This is a genomic window from Stenotrophomonas sp. LST15-1-1.1 (assembly GCF_040815575.1).
GTDB classification, from domain to species: Bacteria; Pseudomonadota; Gammaproteobacteria; order Xanthomonadales; family Xanthomonadaceae; genus Stenotrophomonas; species Stenotrophomonas lactitubi_B.
The window spans coordinates 109,023-121,986 of sequence record NZ_JBFPNJ010000001.1 but is presented as its reverse complement, the minus strand read 5'-3'; the positions used below and the strand labels follow the sequence as shown (position 1 = coordinate 121,986).

The window sequence follows — 12,964 nt, the reverse complement described above, 5'->3', positions numbered from 1 at the left end:
GCGGTGCAGCAGTACAATGTGGCGCTTCCCCGCCCCTTTGCGCCCCGCATGAGCCCCAATTCCCCTCTGGCCGCTCGGCTGACGCCGCGCCAGCGCACCCTGATCATCCTCGCCCTGTCGTTGGGCGGCTTCGCCATCGGCACCAGTGAGTTCGCCAGCATGGGCCTGATGCTGGAGATCAGCCGTGGCCTTTCGATCAGCGAAACACAGGTCGGCCACCTGATCAGCGCTTACGCCATCGGCGTGGTGGTGGGTGCACCGATCCTGGCCTTCGTCGGCGCCAGCTTCCCGCGCCGCAAGCTGCTGCTGGCGCTGATGGGGTTCTACGCCGTCGGCAATCTGGCCAGCGCGTTGGCACCGAACTACGGGACGATGCTGGTGGCGCGCTTCGTCGCTGGCCTGCCGCATGGCGCCTACTTCGGCGTGGCGATGCTGGTGGCGGCCGCAATCAGCCCGGCCGGCCAGCGCGGGCAAGCGATGTCGCGCGTGCTGCTCGGCCTGTCCGTGGCGATCCTGATCGGCAATCCGCTGACCACCTGGCTGGGCCAGCAGCTGAGCTGGCGCACCGCCTTCGCCCTTGTCAGCGTGCTGGCCATCGCCACGGTGGCGATGATCGCGCGCTTCCTGCTGCCCGACCCCGATGAGGTGCGGACCTCGCCGATGCGCGAGCTGCGCGCGTTCAATACCACCCAGGTGTGGCTGGCGCTGTCGATCGGCGCGGTGGGTTTTGCCGGCATGTTCTGCGTGTTCACCTATCTGGCGCCGACCCTGGTGCAGGTGACCGGCGTGGCCGAATCGTGGATGCCGCTGGCGGTGGGCGTGTTCGGCATCGGCGCGATCATCGGCAACATCGCCGGCGGCTGGCTGGTCGACAAGTTCCACTTCAAGGCCGCTGCGGTGGTGCTGGTGTGGTCGATCGTGATGCTGCTGCTGTACCCGCTGGCCGCCGAGTCGGTGTGGACCATCGGCCCGATGATCATCACCGTGGGCACGATGGGCGCCCTCGCTGCGGTGCTGCAGACCCGCCTGATGGACGTGGCCGGCGAAGCGCAGACCCTGGCCGCCGCCTCCAACCATGCGGCGTTCAACACCGCCAATGCGCTCGGCCCGTGGCTGGGCGGCATGGCGATCAGCGCCGGCTTCAGCCCGGCCACCACCGGTTACGTGGGTGCGGCGACTGCGGTCGGCGGCCTGCTGCTGTGGTGCGTGTCGGTGATGCTGGAGAAGAACCGCAAGGCCGCTGTCGCCGGTAGCCGCTGAGCCTCAGCTTCTCATCGCCTCGTTGATGCCCCACCATTTACGCAGATTGGCCGCAACCGGCGGCCGAGCGTCATGCTCAAGGATGCTCCGTGGCAGTTACTCCCCATAGACGCGAGAAGCTGCTCGATGATCTGCTTTCGCTGGGCCGCAACTGGGCCTTGGCGATCGCCATCGCCGGTGCCGGCGCGGCGGTGCACTACAGCGAATCGGTCTACGAGGCTGGGCTCTGGCGCGGGCTGCTGCCAACGCTGTGTTTCCTCGTCAGCGTGGTCTGGATCGTGCTGAGCATCATCCGCTTCGATCTGACGCTGCAACAGCATTTCGAACGCAAGCGCTCACGCTGGCTCAGCCGCATGCTGTATGTGGTGCTGCTGGGTGCTGGCATCACGGCAGTGTTCTTCGTGATGAAGCTGGCCGGGAACAACCATATCGCCAAGATGTGCGACTCGGTGGCAAACGAACTTGGCAGCCGCATCCATCGCTCTGAGGAGTGCCAGCGGCTGTTCAAGCACCGCGCCGAGTACCGGCGTCGCCTGGAAGCGGCGGACGGCGAGTTCGACTGAGGCGACCACGCTGCGCGTGCGGTAACCACAGTGCAGGCTGACGAACACGCGGCGTAGATCCGCCTTGCTGCAGAGTTGCGCACGCCAGCTCACCACGTGCGACACAGCCCTCATGCACCGCCAGATTTCCCCCACCTGCCACGATGCGATTGCCCTGCGGGCCGGCGCGCTGGGGAGCGTGCTGGGCGTGGTGCTGTTCAAGGTCTTTGCGTTGTCCGCCGCAGCAGCCGGCTCGATGATGACGGTGGGGCTGTGGCTGCTGGGATGCGTGCTGCTGGCGGTCTGGGCGCTGGCGGCCTGCCTGACCTGCCTGGCCCTGAGTCGGCGCGTGTTCGTGCTGATGCTCGCGCTGTCGACGGTGTTCCTGATCTGCATTGCCTGATCGGCTGCGGCCAGCTTCCGAGTATTCCCACAATTGTTATTTAATAACAAGTGCTGCCAGTCGGATTGCGCGTGCGCCGGGTCACGGATTGAATTCGATGGCCAGATCGGCCCCTTTCCGAGACCCTCATGCGCCTCCTGCAGCCCCTGTTCCGCTCCGCCCTCGGGGTTCTCGCACTCGCGTCGATCAGCGCCTGTGCCACCTATGATGATTCGGCCATGCATGCCGCCTGCCAGGAGTCGCCGCATGTGAAGGACCTGCCGCCGGAGGTTGCCGCCCGCGAAAGCCGATGCAGCAAGAGCGTTGAGGTCTGGTCGAGCGAGCGTAAAGGCAGCGACCAGCCGCTGGACCTGAGCGGGAAGAAGAAGGACCTCTGAAAGAGGGCGGCGCAGCCCTGTGCGGGCTGCGCCGGAACTCAGGCAATCGCCTCCCTGCCAACGGGGCACCCCCATTGCCGTACGGCCTGCGCCAGTCCCGTCGCATCGGCACCATCACTGGCCCAGGCGACAATGCCGTCCGGACGAACCAGCAGCGCGGACAGGCCCAGCGAATCGACAGCCGGCTGCTCGATCCACAGGATGCGGGTTCGTTCGATATCCGCCGCCTCTGAGCACGGGATAGCGGCATCGAACACCAGCAGCACCGCCTCCCCTGCGCGCAGCAGTTCACCCATGCGGCGACCATCGGCCAGCAGGAAATCCGGCGCGCTGCGGCCGACCAGCGGATGGGCCTGACCCAGATCCAGCTGCTGGCCCACACCCCACACGCGCTCGGCAAGATACGTGGCGCCATCGCGTGCTTCTGCCAGATCGGCCACGATGGCAGCCAATGCGCGTGAGCCCGCGCCCGGGCGCATCAGTGCGACCTGCGCGCGCGACCACTCCAGCACGCGGGCGCCGATCGGATGGCGTTCGGCCTGATAGGTATCCAACAGCGCTTCATCTGCGTCGCCGCGAACGACGGCGGCGAGCTTCCAGCCAAGATTCATCGCATCCCCCAGGCCCAGGTTCAGCCCCTGCCCGCCCAGCGGTGAATGCACATGCGCGGCATCGCCGGCCAACAGCACGCGGCCACGACGATAGGCGGTGGCTTGCCGTGCGCCGTCGGTCCAGGTGGTGGCCAGGTGCAGTGTGGTGATCGTTGCGTCGCGGCCGGAGATACGGCGCAGCAGCGCCTGTGCCGTATCGCGATCGAGTGGCTGGCGATGGCCTGCGCCGCTGTCGAAATCGGCCAGGGCGATGGTGCCCGGCGGATTGAAATTGCACATGCCCTGCGCGGTGGTGTGACGCCCAGGGCTGAGCACCGTCGGATCTTCCAGCTCAGCGCTGAGCGAGTGGCCAGTGAACTCCGGATCGGTACCGGCGAAGGCAAAGCCGCACTGCTTGCGCACGGTGCTGCGGCCACCGTCGCAGCCGACCAGCCAGCGCCCACTGAAGGTATGCCCACCCGTCCCGACCCGGACCTCGTCGGAACCCAACTGCACGTCCTGCACGCCCGCACCACGCAGGATCACCACGCCCAGCGCCTGCGCGCGCTCGGCCAGCACGGCCTCCAGCGACTGCAGTTCCACCGCCATCTGCGTGCCGACCGGGCTGGGCAGCCGCCAGGGCCAGCGATCGCTGTCGACGTTGTCCAGCGCGAATGGAATGCCGGCGAAGTGCCCACCCAGCCTGCGCGGCTGCGACAACCAATGCGCGGTGCCCGGCGGCGGCGGACCTTTCTCCGGCTTCAGCACCTGGCCGGCAGCGACGGCATCCAGCAGGCCGCGCCGGTCGAGCGCCTCCAGCGTGGGGGCATTCAATCCGCGCAGGCCGAAGGGCAGGCGCTTCAGCGGCGACTCCGGCGAGGCCGCCTGCTCCAGCACCAGCACCGAGCATCCCGCCTGGCCCAGTTCGCAGGCTAGGAACAGCCCAACCGGGCCAGCCCCGGCAATGACGACGTCGTACCGCATTGAAAATCCTCGTGAGCACCGGGTCGGCGCTATGGCGGGGACAATGTTACACTCGGTGTACGTTTCTACAAGTGAACCACCCATGACCCCGCCACCCGGCCGCCGTGAACAACGCAAAGCCGAGACCCGACAGGCGATTTCCGACGTCGCCACCCGGCTGATCATCGAGCGCGGCTTCGAGGCGGTGTCCATGAGCGAGATCGCCGACGCCGCCGGGGTGTCGCGCAAGACGGTGTTCAACTACTTCTCCAGCAAGGAACAGCTGGTGTTCGACCGCGATGAGGAAGCGCGGCAGCTGCTGCGCGAAGGCATGGCCGCGCGCGCATCCATGACGCCTCTGGCTGCCTTCCAGACGCTGGTGCGGGAACTGCTGGACACTGGCCATCCGCTGCTGCGGGTCAATGCCGGTGCAGCGTCGTTCTGGAAAACCGTGGCCCAGAGCGCGGTATTGGTGGCCCATGCGCGGCAGCTGCAGGCGCTGCTGACCGATGACCTGGCACAGTTGATGGCTGAGTCTGCGGGGCGACCCGTCGAGGATGCCGACGCGCGACTGGGTGCATCGATGCTGATGGCGTCGATGGTGACCGCCTACGAACAGGGACTGCGCGTGCTGTCGGACGGCGGCGATCCGCGGCAGGCGATGGTGCCGCTGATCGTGCGCGGCGCCACGGGGACGCTGGTGGCACTGGCCGGTACGCCCTATACGGACCCGTCCTCGTGTCCATAGCGCAATCGGGGGATGGGTACCGGGTCGTCGCAAATGCTAATCTTTCTCATTTGCAGCCACGTCGACAACGCCCATGCCCCATCTCCTGCCCCGCCAGAGCATTCTGTGCCTCACCACGACACTGGCCTTCGCTGCTACAGGCTATGCCGCCGACGCTCCGTCGAGGAGCGTGCAGGAGCTGGACAAGGTGGAGGTGCGCGGCCGCGCTCAGACGCTGTACCGGGTAGATGATGCCGCTGTCGGCACCCGTACCGATACCCCGCTGGAACTCGTGCCGCAGTCCATCCAGGTGCTGCCGCGCGAGCTGATCGACGACCAGGCCGCACGCCAGGTGACCGATCTCTATCGCAGCATCAGCGGCATCAGCTACTTCAGCTATGCCGGGGTGACCCTGCGTGGGTTCCGTCAGGAGAACGTGCTGTATGACGGCCTCCGCGGCGATCCCTATGCGGGCTTCTCGGTACCGCAGTTGTTCAACATCGAGCGGGTGGAGGTGCTGAAGGGGCCGGCCGGCGCGTTGTACGGCGGTGGCGACGCTGGCGGCGTGATCAACTATGTGACCCGCAAGCCGAAGGCCACTGCCGAGCGCCGCGTTGAACTGCAGGTGGGAAACAGGGATTTCCGCGCCGGCTCGATCGAAGGTACCGGTCCGTTGAATGCCACCGGCACGGTGCGCTACCGCGCCGGCCTGTATGGCGACAGCGAACAGGGCGTGCGCTGGAACACCGACAGTGAAAGCGTGATCGGCGATGCCTCGCTGGCCTTCGACGTGGGCGACACCGGCGAGTTGACGCTGCAATTCACTGACATCACCCAGAACCTTGGCGGCAACCGCCTGCGCGGTGTGCCGGTCGATGACAACGGCAATTTCCTGACTGACCGCCGCTGGAACCACAACGAAGCCAGCGATTTCCTGGACATGCGTGCCAAGGTGGCGCTGGCGCAGTACCGCTTCGCGCCGCGCGACGACCTGGACGTGGACGTCGCCGCACGCTGGTTCAGCAACAACGAACACCAGATGTACCACGAGCCGATGGGCCTGATCGACCGCGACCGCGATGGCGTGGCCGAATGGATGACCCGGCAGCTGCGCAACCAGATCCGCGACAACGAGGCGTTCACCGCCAACGCCAATGCGGTGTGGCGGGTAAGCACCGGTCCGGTGGAACACAAGGTGCTGTTCGGTGCGGACGTGTACCGGCTGGATGCGGATTTCACCGCGCAGACCGCCAACAGCGCCGACCTCGCCCGCGGCGCCGGCCCGGTGCGTGGCATTGATCTGTTCAACCCGGTGTACGGCGCCAGTACCTGGCACGACTACAACCTGTCGGCGCTGCCCTGGCGCAGCACCAGCACACGCAGCAAGCGCTATGGCGGGTATCTGCAGGATGAGCTTGCCTTGACCCCGCACTGGCACGTGCTGGCCGGCCTGCGCTGGGATGGGTTCAAGGATGATGACCGCATCGCCGGCAGCAGCGTGGACGGCAACGACATCAGCTGGCGGCTCGGCAGTACCTTCACCGTGCGCGATGGTCTGAACCTGTATGCCAACGTGGCCAGCGGCTTCGTACCGCAGTCAGCAGCAAACCAGAACTCCGCGGCAGGCGGACCGTTCGATGCAGAGCGCAGCAGGCAATGGGAAGTGGGCATGAAATCGCTGCTGGCCGAACGCGTGAGCCTGAACCTGGCGGCCTACCGCATCGACCGCAGCAACATCGTGCAGGCCACTGGCGAGGTCATCAATGGCGTGAACCAGCTGGCGGCGTTGGGCCTGGTGCGCAGCACCGGCATGGAACTGGATCTTCTGGCCGACGTGACCGAGCGCTGGGTGCTGAACCTGACCTACGCCTACAACGATGCGCGGGTGAAAGACGCGGGGCCCAACGGCATCACCAATGCCTCTGGCGACCGCTTCGCCAATGCACCGCGCAACAAGCTGGGCCTGTGGACGCGCTACGATCTGCCCGCGATCCGTTCGGCCGTCGGCTTTGGTGCCGACTACGTGGATGAGCGCATCAGCCTGGATGGCCAACGGGTGAAGCCGTACGCGGTGTTCGATATGAGCTGGAAAACCACGTGGAAGCAGTGGCAGTTCCAGGCCAACATCAAGAACCTGTTCGACAGGGTGTACGCGGCCAGCGGCTTCATCGAGCGCAACGGCCATTTCCCGGGCGAGCCGCGCCGGGTGTATGTGCAGGCCGGTTACACGTTCTGAACTGCGCAACGCTGCCTTGCAGGAGCGGGCCAGGTTCGACCCTGCGCTGTGATGTTGATCCGATGCGCAATCATCCCATCCGCATGGCAGGATTCTCCAGCGCCTGGATGTCGATCTCCTGCTGACGCTGCGTTGCCCGCTGCTGCCGTTCCATGCTGTCCGTCCCCATCTGCCGCAGCGACTGCTCCACCGGTGTCTGCACTGCCACGTCCGTGGGCATCGATGCGCGCAGGTGGGCGGGATCGCCCAGGTCTCCCTGCACCACGAACACGTTGCGGCCAGCGGGGCTGTCCGCCGTCTGCGCACTGAGCAGCACATGGTCGGCACGGTCCAGGTTGTTCTGACGGGCAAGGGCCATCACGCTGGCGGTCAGTCGTTCACTGCTTTCATCCGACGTGCGCCCCGCTCTCGCATCGATGCCGGCGACATGTCCGCTGACCTGTTGCAACAGGCCGTACTCGGCATGCCCCGGGCCAATGTCGGCCAGACGCGTGGGCGACCGCTGGAGATCCGGCAGGCCATCGACCGATGCGGTAAGCGGGCTGCGGGTGATGGTTCGGTACGAATCTTCCGGGTGGAACTGGGTGGCCTTCTGCTGGCGTTCCAGGCGGACTTCGCGGGCATCGTTGAGTTCGGCGATGCGGGCCGGATCGGTGATCTCGCGCAGCGAACTGTGCCCACCGCCGGAGGTGACACTGACCCACTTGCCGTCCTTTTCAAAGTACAACGCGTAGGAATTGAGGCCGCCAATGACGTTGGGGTCAACCGAGGAGCGGCCACCCAGAGCCTGAGTGACTTCATGGAACGTCAGCGTGCCGAGGTACTGGCTACCCTTGCTCAATCCCATCTGGGTGATGGCATCGCGGCTGGTACTTCCCACTCGCGGAAGTCCGGCCCCATCGTTGTCGAGCATGTTGGTCCAGATCTGCTCCAGCTTCTGCGGGCCGCTTTTTTCCAGTGCGGCCTGAAGGAGCACGCGAGGGGTCCAGCAGTTGGGGTCGAGACGATGCTGCTCGAACGCACGGTCGTGCGCGGTCATCACATCCTTGCCGGGCAGGTTCAAGGCAAGATCCGGGCGCTGCTGCTGCGACCAGTACTGCCGCAACACGAGGTCCTGCTTGAGCAGACTCTGTCCGAAGGCTTCCCATTGCCGTTCACTCAACACCGCATTGGGGAAGCGTGAACCATCGTCGTGCTGCGTTCTCGCATGTTCCTGTGCGTAGCTGTTTGCCACCCGCCCGGGCAGGCTGTCGTTGCGCACAACGCCCAACGCAAGCGTTCCATACCCGTCTGCACCGGGAAGTTGCGAAAGATAGTTCCAGTAGAGCTCCCGGTTGCCCGAATCCGCATAGGCAGTGAGGATCCTGATGTCCTTCTGGGTCAGTCCACCCATGACTTACTCCTTGAATTGTCTTCGGATCACCTGGCTTTGGTGCGTGCCAAGGCATCCCGTACCGCGTCTTCCATGCGCTTCCAGTCCTTCAGAAATGCCCGCTTGTAGTTCAAGGTGATCGAGAGCTTGTTCTCGACATCCACGAAATAGTGCGTACATCCTGCTGCCACCGGGTCTTCCAGGTCGATCACCCGATCACCTTCCAGGCGCACGCCATCACCCCGGAATCGGGTGGTCTCGCACTTCAGGAACGAGGTGAGCTGACCATCGTCACCGCGCGCAACGTACCAGTCATCTTCATAGGCCGGGTTGCGAACAGGAGGCTTGCCATAGCGGGCTTCGTAGTCCTTTGAGTAGCGGACCATCTTCTCTTCATCGATGGCATACGGGATCAGTCCCAGTGTCGGTGACCGGGCAATACGCAGGTCCAGGCGTGCCCGTGGATCACCTCGCTCCACCGATCCCTCCTCGGTGAGGGCCTCGTTGGACGACAGTCGGGCAAGCGAAGTTTCGATTGGAATCCTGTCGATGTAGTTCACCGCCACCGCGATCTCCTTGCGGAAATCATTCGTACGGGGGTTGGCCCGTGCGCCCGGTGCGGTTGGCGTCATGTCCGGCCATTCAATGACCAGCGAAACGCCTTCACCCGGCCATGGCGCGATCTGACTGTCCAGATAGTTGGCGGGGATACGGAAGGTGTTCGGCCCCAGCTTCACGTCCACGGGTGCGTTGGTATAGGTATGGCCGTTGAGGGTGCGGCCGGTCTGCGTTGCGCCGGACATGGCAGGATTCCTTTCGTTTTCGGTGGACGGCGCACGTGCGCAGGCACTGGCGCTAACGGCGATTGCGAGTGCGAGTGCCAGGCAGCGCCCGGAGGACATCGGGTGCATCGGGCCATTCCATTGCGGGGTCTGGAGCCACTATAGGCAATGAGAGATCAACGGGACAGGAACGTCATCACTACCCGCCCAGGATCAGATTTTCCCTACACATCTGCACCGTCTTGTCGGAGGCAGCCTTCAACGCCACTGCAGATCGACGTGGCATCGCGGGCAGGAGTGGTAGGCAGATGATGGACGGACCACGAGTGCGCCAACAATGCCGATCAGAATCGATAGAACGAGCATCCCCAGCACGCCCATCAGTACGAAACCGAATACCCCGCCAAGCAGCGCCAGAAGCATAAAGGCCCACCCGGAGCCAGACCAATGCCTGCGGCCATCGCTGATGGCCATCTGGCCGCGGTATCCGCAGGCAAGGCAGATTGCCGATGTTGTGCTGCCACGCGGCGTTGGCCGCGAAGACGGCTTCATACGCTACTCCGACCCACGATGCTACAAATAATGTAGCATACGAAATGTGGGGCGATTGCCATCCTGTAGACCGTTACAGGATGCGCCCAGGCGGGTAATGTCCCCCACACCTCTCCGCGACCAGTTCACCAAGCGCCTCAAAGAAGCGCGCTTGGCGATGGGTATTTCCCAGCGCGAGCTGGGCCGGCGCATTGGCTTGTCTGAGGACGTGGTGTCCAGCCGGGTGACACGTTACGAACAAGGCACGTCGGAGCCGGACTTTGCCACTGCCGGCAAGATGGCTGCCGAACTGGGCGTCCCTCTCGCCTATCTATTGGCCGATAGCGATGTACTGGCCAATGTCATTCTCGCCGCCGCCAGGATGCCGCACGCAGAACAGCGACGCCTGGCCGCTGAGTTGAAAGAGCGCGCGAAGCGGTCGAGCGGCGCAGAGCAAGCAGAAAGCGACAGCGAGTAGCACGGCGCTTGAACCGCAGGCATGGGGACGGAAGTCCCCACCCTGCCCGTTGCGGCGCACCAGTGAATCAAGGGTCAAGACAGCGCTCTACTTGGAGCGACAGCGCCTCGCAGGCGTCAAACAGACCGTCGACCAACGCCGCCGACGGATAGAAGCCCGGCTCATCGTTCTCCCGGGCCACATGTGCGGCGTGCAACATGGCAGTTAGCGCGGTGATGCCCGAGGCGCTACGGGTCGCCAAGGCCAGGTCGAATGCGCGGCCGGGTGTTAGGCGAGTATCGGCCCAAGGCTTGCCATCAGCACAGTGGTCTTTGCCATGGCCTTGCAGGAAAGTGAAGAACGCCGAGGGAGGCGCGGACTCGGCGGCATCGCTGAGTGCGTCCTCCATCTTTTCGGCGAGAGCATTGGGAAGATCGCGCACGGCATCGCCGAGCAGCGCGTGCAGACGGGGATAGTCGGGAAGCAGGTCAGGCATGGCAGCAACCTCGCGGTGTGGCCACCTGCAGATGCAAGGTGGCGGACGGTGCGGGTTGGCGTGCCGGATACATGACGCAAGAAGCCGACGGATCAAAGATCCCCACGCACCGTCCGCCATGAACTGGCAGGGCGTGCATTGTCGCGCATCATGTAAGTTCGAGACGCCAATCCCGGCCAAGGCGAGTGCCTTGGCGCAACCATCGTCCACGCGTTCTTTCAGCAGATCGAGGGGGAAATGCGTCGGAAAGTGGCATCAAGACTGGGACGAGAGCGCATTGATCCCAAAACGTGAACATCAACACCAATGCATTGTGCGGCCCGGAAGATTTCGTCAACGCCATAGGCCGCATGATGCTCCGCGGCTGTCGCTCCTGCTACTCATACGAGTAGATTCCGACAGCCATTGATCGCAGCTTACCTTCGCCGGATTCGTGTAAAGTCACGCCGATAGGTGCAACCCGCCGATCAATGGCGATTTTCTCGGGGAAAGAATATGCATTCCACAGCTGCAAAGATCACAATGCGAGCGGCGATGGTCGCTGTTCCGCTGCTGGCCGCAGGTTGTTTCATGCCCACCAAACAACCCGACGCAGCAATGGTCAAGCCGGCACCTGCAGATCGGGTATTTGCACTCCCCGACCAAGGCGCTTCCACCGGGAATGTGGTGGTAACCCGCGACATCGGCGCTGTTGGTAGCAAGTGTGCAATAGGCGTTATGGTCGATGAGCAGATGGCCGCCCATCTCAACACAGCCGAATCGGTCACCTTCGCACTGAAGCCAGGTCGGCACTTGCTGACGGTAACCGGAATTGACGGCCCTGGCCTGTGTTCATTCAATGCCACCAAATCCGCGCTGGCCAGACGCCGTTCGAGCGAGATCTTTGTAGATGCCGATACGACGCGGAGGTACCGGCTATCTTTCCCCGCAGTGGAATCACCGCCTGTGATCGAACCTGCGTTCTGACAACACGGTCTCGTTCCTTCACAAATGCAAACGCCCCTTTCGGGGCGTTTTTGCATTCTTGGCGGAGAGAGTGGGATTCGAACCCACGGAAGGTTTAACCCTTCGCCGGTTTTCAAGACCGGTGCCTTAAACCGCTCGGCCATCTCTCCGTATCGGCCCAGCCTGCTGGCCGGGCACGCATTCTCGCACGGCCGGGCGATTTGCCCAAGACCGTTGTTCCGTCGGGGCGGCGCCTCAGCCCGCGTCCACCGCCAACGCACCCAGCGCACTGGCCTTGATACGCTCCTTGGCCTTCTCGCAGGCGCCACCGCAATCCAGGCGCGAGGCCTCCAGCTGCGGCGGCAGGTGTTCGGCCAGGAAGTCGATGAATACCCGCACCGCCGGCAGCAGGCCGCGACGCGAGGCGAACACGGCATGGCACACGCCCTGGGGCAGCGACCAGTCCGGCAGCACCACTTCCAGCTCGCCGTTGCGCACGGCATCGGCGCAGACGGTTTCCGGCAGCATGGTGATGCCGAAGCCGTCCTTCACCATGCTCTGCAGCAGCGGGAAGTCGAAACCGGCCACGCGCGGCTGCAGGTCCACCCGGCGCACCGCGCCTTCCGGCCCATGCAGCTCCCAGCGCTGGCGCGCTTCGTCTTCGCTGATGCTGAGGGTTACGTGGTTGGCCAGCTCTTCCGGGTCCTTCGGGCGACCGGCGCGGTCCAGGTACTTCGGGCTGGCCACCAGCAGTTCCTGCACCTGGCCGAAGCTGCGCATCACCAAGCTGCCGTCGTCGTCCAGCCGCGAACGCACGCGCAGGGCGACGTCGTAGCCCTCGTTGATGATGTCGACACGGCGGTTGCTGATGTTCAGCTGCAGCCGCACCTTCGGGTACTGCTCGAGGAACTTGGGCAGCAGCTTGGGCAGCTGCATCTGCGCCAGCGATACCGGCACGCTGGCGCGCACCAGGCCGCGTGGCTCGGCGCTGAGGCGGTCCACCACCTCGCGCGCGGCCTGCGCCTCGGCCAGCATGGTCTGGGCGTGGCGGTGCACGCTGGTACCGACGTCGGTGACAGCAAAACGCCGCGTGGAGCGCTGCAGCAGGCGCACGCCCAGGTCGGTTTCCAGCTGGCTGATGCGGCGGCTCAGGCGCGACTTGGGGATGCCCAGTGCGCGCTCGGCGGCGGCGAAACCGCCGTGGTCGACCACCATCGCGAAGTAGTACAGATCATTCAGGTCATGCATACCCGAGTTCCATTGATAGAACAATACGTGGCATT

Annotated in this window: 14 protein-coding genes and 1 tRNA gene; 8 read left to right on the top strand and 7 right to left on the bottom strand. The window is 64.7% G+C overall.

Features of this window, described 5'->3' with window-relative positions; translation table 11 throughout:
- Nucleotides 1-48: 48 nt before the first annotated feature.
- The 4 genes from MRBLST15_RS00570 to MRBLST15_RS00555 all read left to right on the top strand — a co-directional run bounded on the left by MRBLST15_RS00570 (nt 49) and on the right by MRBLST15_RS00555 (nt 2,582).
- On the top strand, nt 49-1,260 hold the full coding sequence (locus MRBLST15_RS00570) for an MFS transporter (RefSeq protein WP_312704295.1): 1,212 nt from the start codon (nt 49-51) through the stop codon (nt 1,258-1,260).
- An 89-nt stretch (nt 1,261-1,349) separates the two neighbouring features.
- Nucleotides 1,350-1,823 (top strand): hypothetical protein, encoded by a 474-nt coding sequence (locus MRBLST15_RS00565; RefSeq protein WP_367784618.1) that lies wholly within the window; start codon nt 1,350-1,352, stop codon nt 1,821-1,823.
- Nucleotides 1,824-1,935: 112 nt separating this feature from the next.
- Nucleotides 1,936-2,205 carry a hypothetical protein gene (locus tag MRBLST15_RS00560; protein WP_367784616.1) on the top strand — a complete coding sequence of 90 codons (270 nt, stop codon included), beginning with the start codon at nt 1,936-1,938 and terminating at the stop codon, nt 2,203-2,205.
- 128 nt (nt 2,206-2,333) lie between these two features.
- Nucleotides 2,334-2,582, top strand: coding sequence for a hypothetical protein (locus tag MRBLST15_RS00555; RefSeq protein WP_089236036.1), 249 nt, complete (start codon nt 2,334-2,336; stop codon nt 2,580-2,582).
- 38 nt (nt 2,583-2,620) lie between these two features.
- Here the strand turns inward: MRBLST15_RS00555 and MRBLST15_RS00550 are convergent, their stop codons facing one another.
- A complete protein-coding gene (locus MRBLST15_RS00550; protein ID WP_367784614.1) occupies nt 2,621-4,156 on the bottom strand; it encodes an FAD-dependent monooxygenase in 1,536 nt (511 codons plus the stop codon).
- An 82-nt stretch (nt 4,157-4,238) separates the two neighbouring features.
- On the opposite strand from MRBLST15_RS00550, the gene MRBLST15_RS00545 reads away from it, so the two are divergent.
- Together MRBLST15_RS00545 and MRBLST15_RS00540 are read left to right on the top strand one after the other, a co-directional pair.
- Nucleotides 4,239-4,883 carry a TetR/AcrR family transcriptional regulator gene (locus MRBLST15_RS00545; RefSeq protein ID WP_367784612.1) on the top strand — a complete coding sequence of 215 codons (645 nt, stop codon included), beginning with the start codon at nt 4,239-4,241 and terminating at the stop codon, nt 4,881-4,883.
- Between the two features lie 73 nt (nt 4,884-4,956).
- Nucleotides 4,957-7,098 carry a TonB-dependent siderophore receptor gene (locus MRBLST15_RS00540; RefSeq protein ID WP_414716116.1) on the top strand — a complete coding sequence of 714 codons (2,142 nt, stop codon included), beginning with the start codon at nt 4,957-4,959 and terminating at the stop codon, nt 7,096-7,098.
- Between the two features lie 70 nt (nt 7,099-7,168).
- On the opposite strand, the gene MRBLST15_RS00535 is transcribed toward MRBLST15_RS00540, so the two are convergent.
- The 3 genes from MRBLST15_RS00535 to MRBLST15_RS00525 form a co-directional block, all read right to left on the bottom strand.
- On the bottom strand, nt 7,169-8,491 hold the full coding sequence (locus tag MRBLST15_RS00535; protein ID WP_367784610.1) for an XVIPCD domain-containing protein: 1,323 nt from the start codon (nt 8,489-8,491) through the stop codon (nt 7,169-7,171).
- A 26-nt stretch (nt 8,492-8,517) separates the two neighbouring features.
- The gene (locus MRBLST15_RS00530; protein ID WP_312704288.1) at nt 8,518-9,381 is read right to left on the bottom strand and encodes a hypothetical protein; all 864 of its coding nucleotides are present in this window, start codon (nt 9,379-9,381) and stop codon (nt 8,518-8,520) included.
- Between the two features lie 129 nt (nt 9,382-9,510).
- Entirely contained in the window at nt 9,511-9,804 is a 294-nt protein-coding gene (locus tag MRBLST15_RS00525; protein ID WP_367784608.1) for a hypothetical protein, read from the bottom strand.
- Nucleotides 9,805-9,901: 97 nt separating this feature from the next.
- Between MRBLST15_RS00525 and MRBLST15_RS00520 the strand changes: the two genes are divergently transcribed.
- A complete protein-coding gene (locus tag MRBLST15_RS00520) occupies nt 9,902-10,261 on the top strand; it encodes a helix-turn-helix domain-containing protein (protein ID WP_312704287.1) in 360 nt (119 codons plus the stop codon).
- A gap of 67 nt (nt 10,262-10,328) precedes the next feature.
- Here MRBLST15_RS00520 and MRBLST15_RS00515 read toward each other — a convergent pair whose 3' ends face one another.
- Nucleotides 10,329-10,736: a hypothetical protein gene (locus MRBLST15_RS00515; protein WP_312704286.1), complete on the bottom strand. Its 408-nt coding sequence runs from the start codon at nt 10,734-10,736 to the stop codon at nt 10,329-10,331.
- A 495-nt stretch (nt 10,737-11,231) separates the two neighbouring features.
- Between MRBLST15_RS00515 and MRBLST15_RS00510 the strand changes: the two genes are divergently transcribed.
- Nucleotides 11,232-11,702, top strand: coding sequence for a hypothetical protein (locus tag MRBLST15_RS00510; RefSeq protein WP_312704285.1), 471 nt, complete (start codon nt 11,232-11,234; stop codon nt 11,700-11,702).
- 59 nt (nt 11,703-11,761) lie between these two features.
- Here MRBLST15_RS00510 and MRBLST15_RS00505 read toward each other — a convergent pair.
- Nucleotides 11,762-11,851, bottom strand: a tRNA-Ser gene (locus MRBLST15_RS00505).
- A gap of 85 nt (nt 11,852-11,936) precedes the next feature.
- Entirely contained in the window at nt 11,937-12,929 is a 993-nt protein-coding gene (locus MRBLST15_RS00500) for a LysR family transcriptional regulator (RefSeq protein WP_025878750.1), read from the bottom strand.
- Nucleotides 12,930-12,964 lie beyond the last annotated feature (35 nt).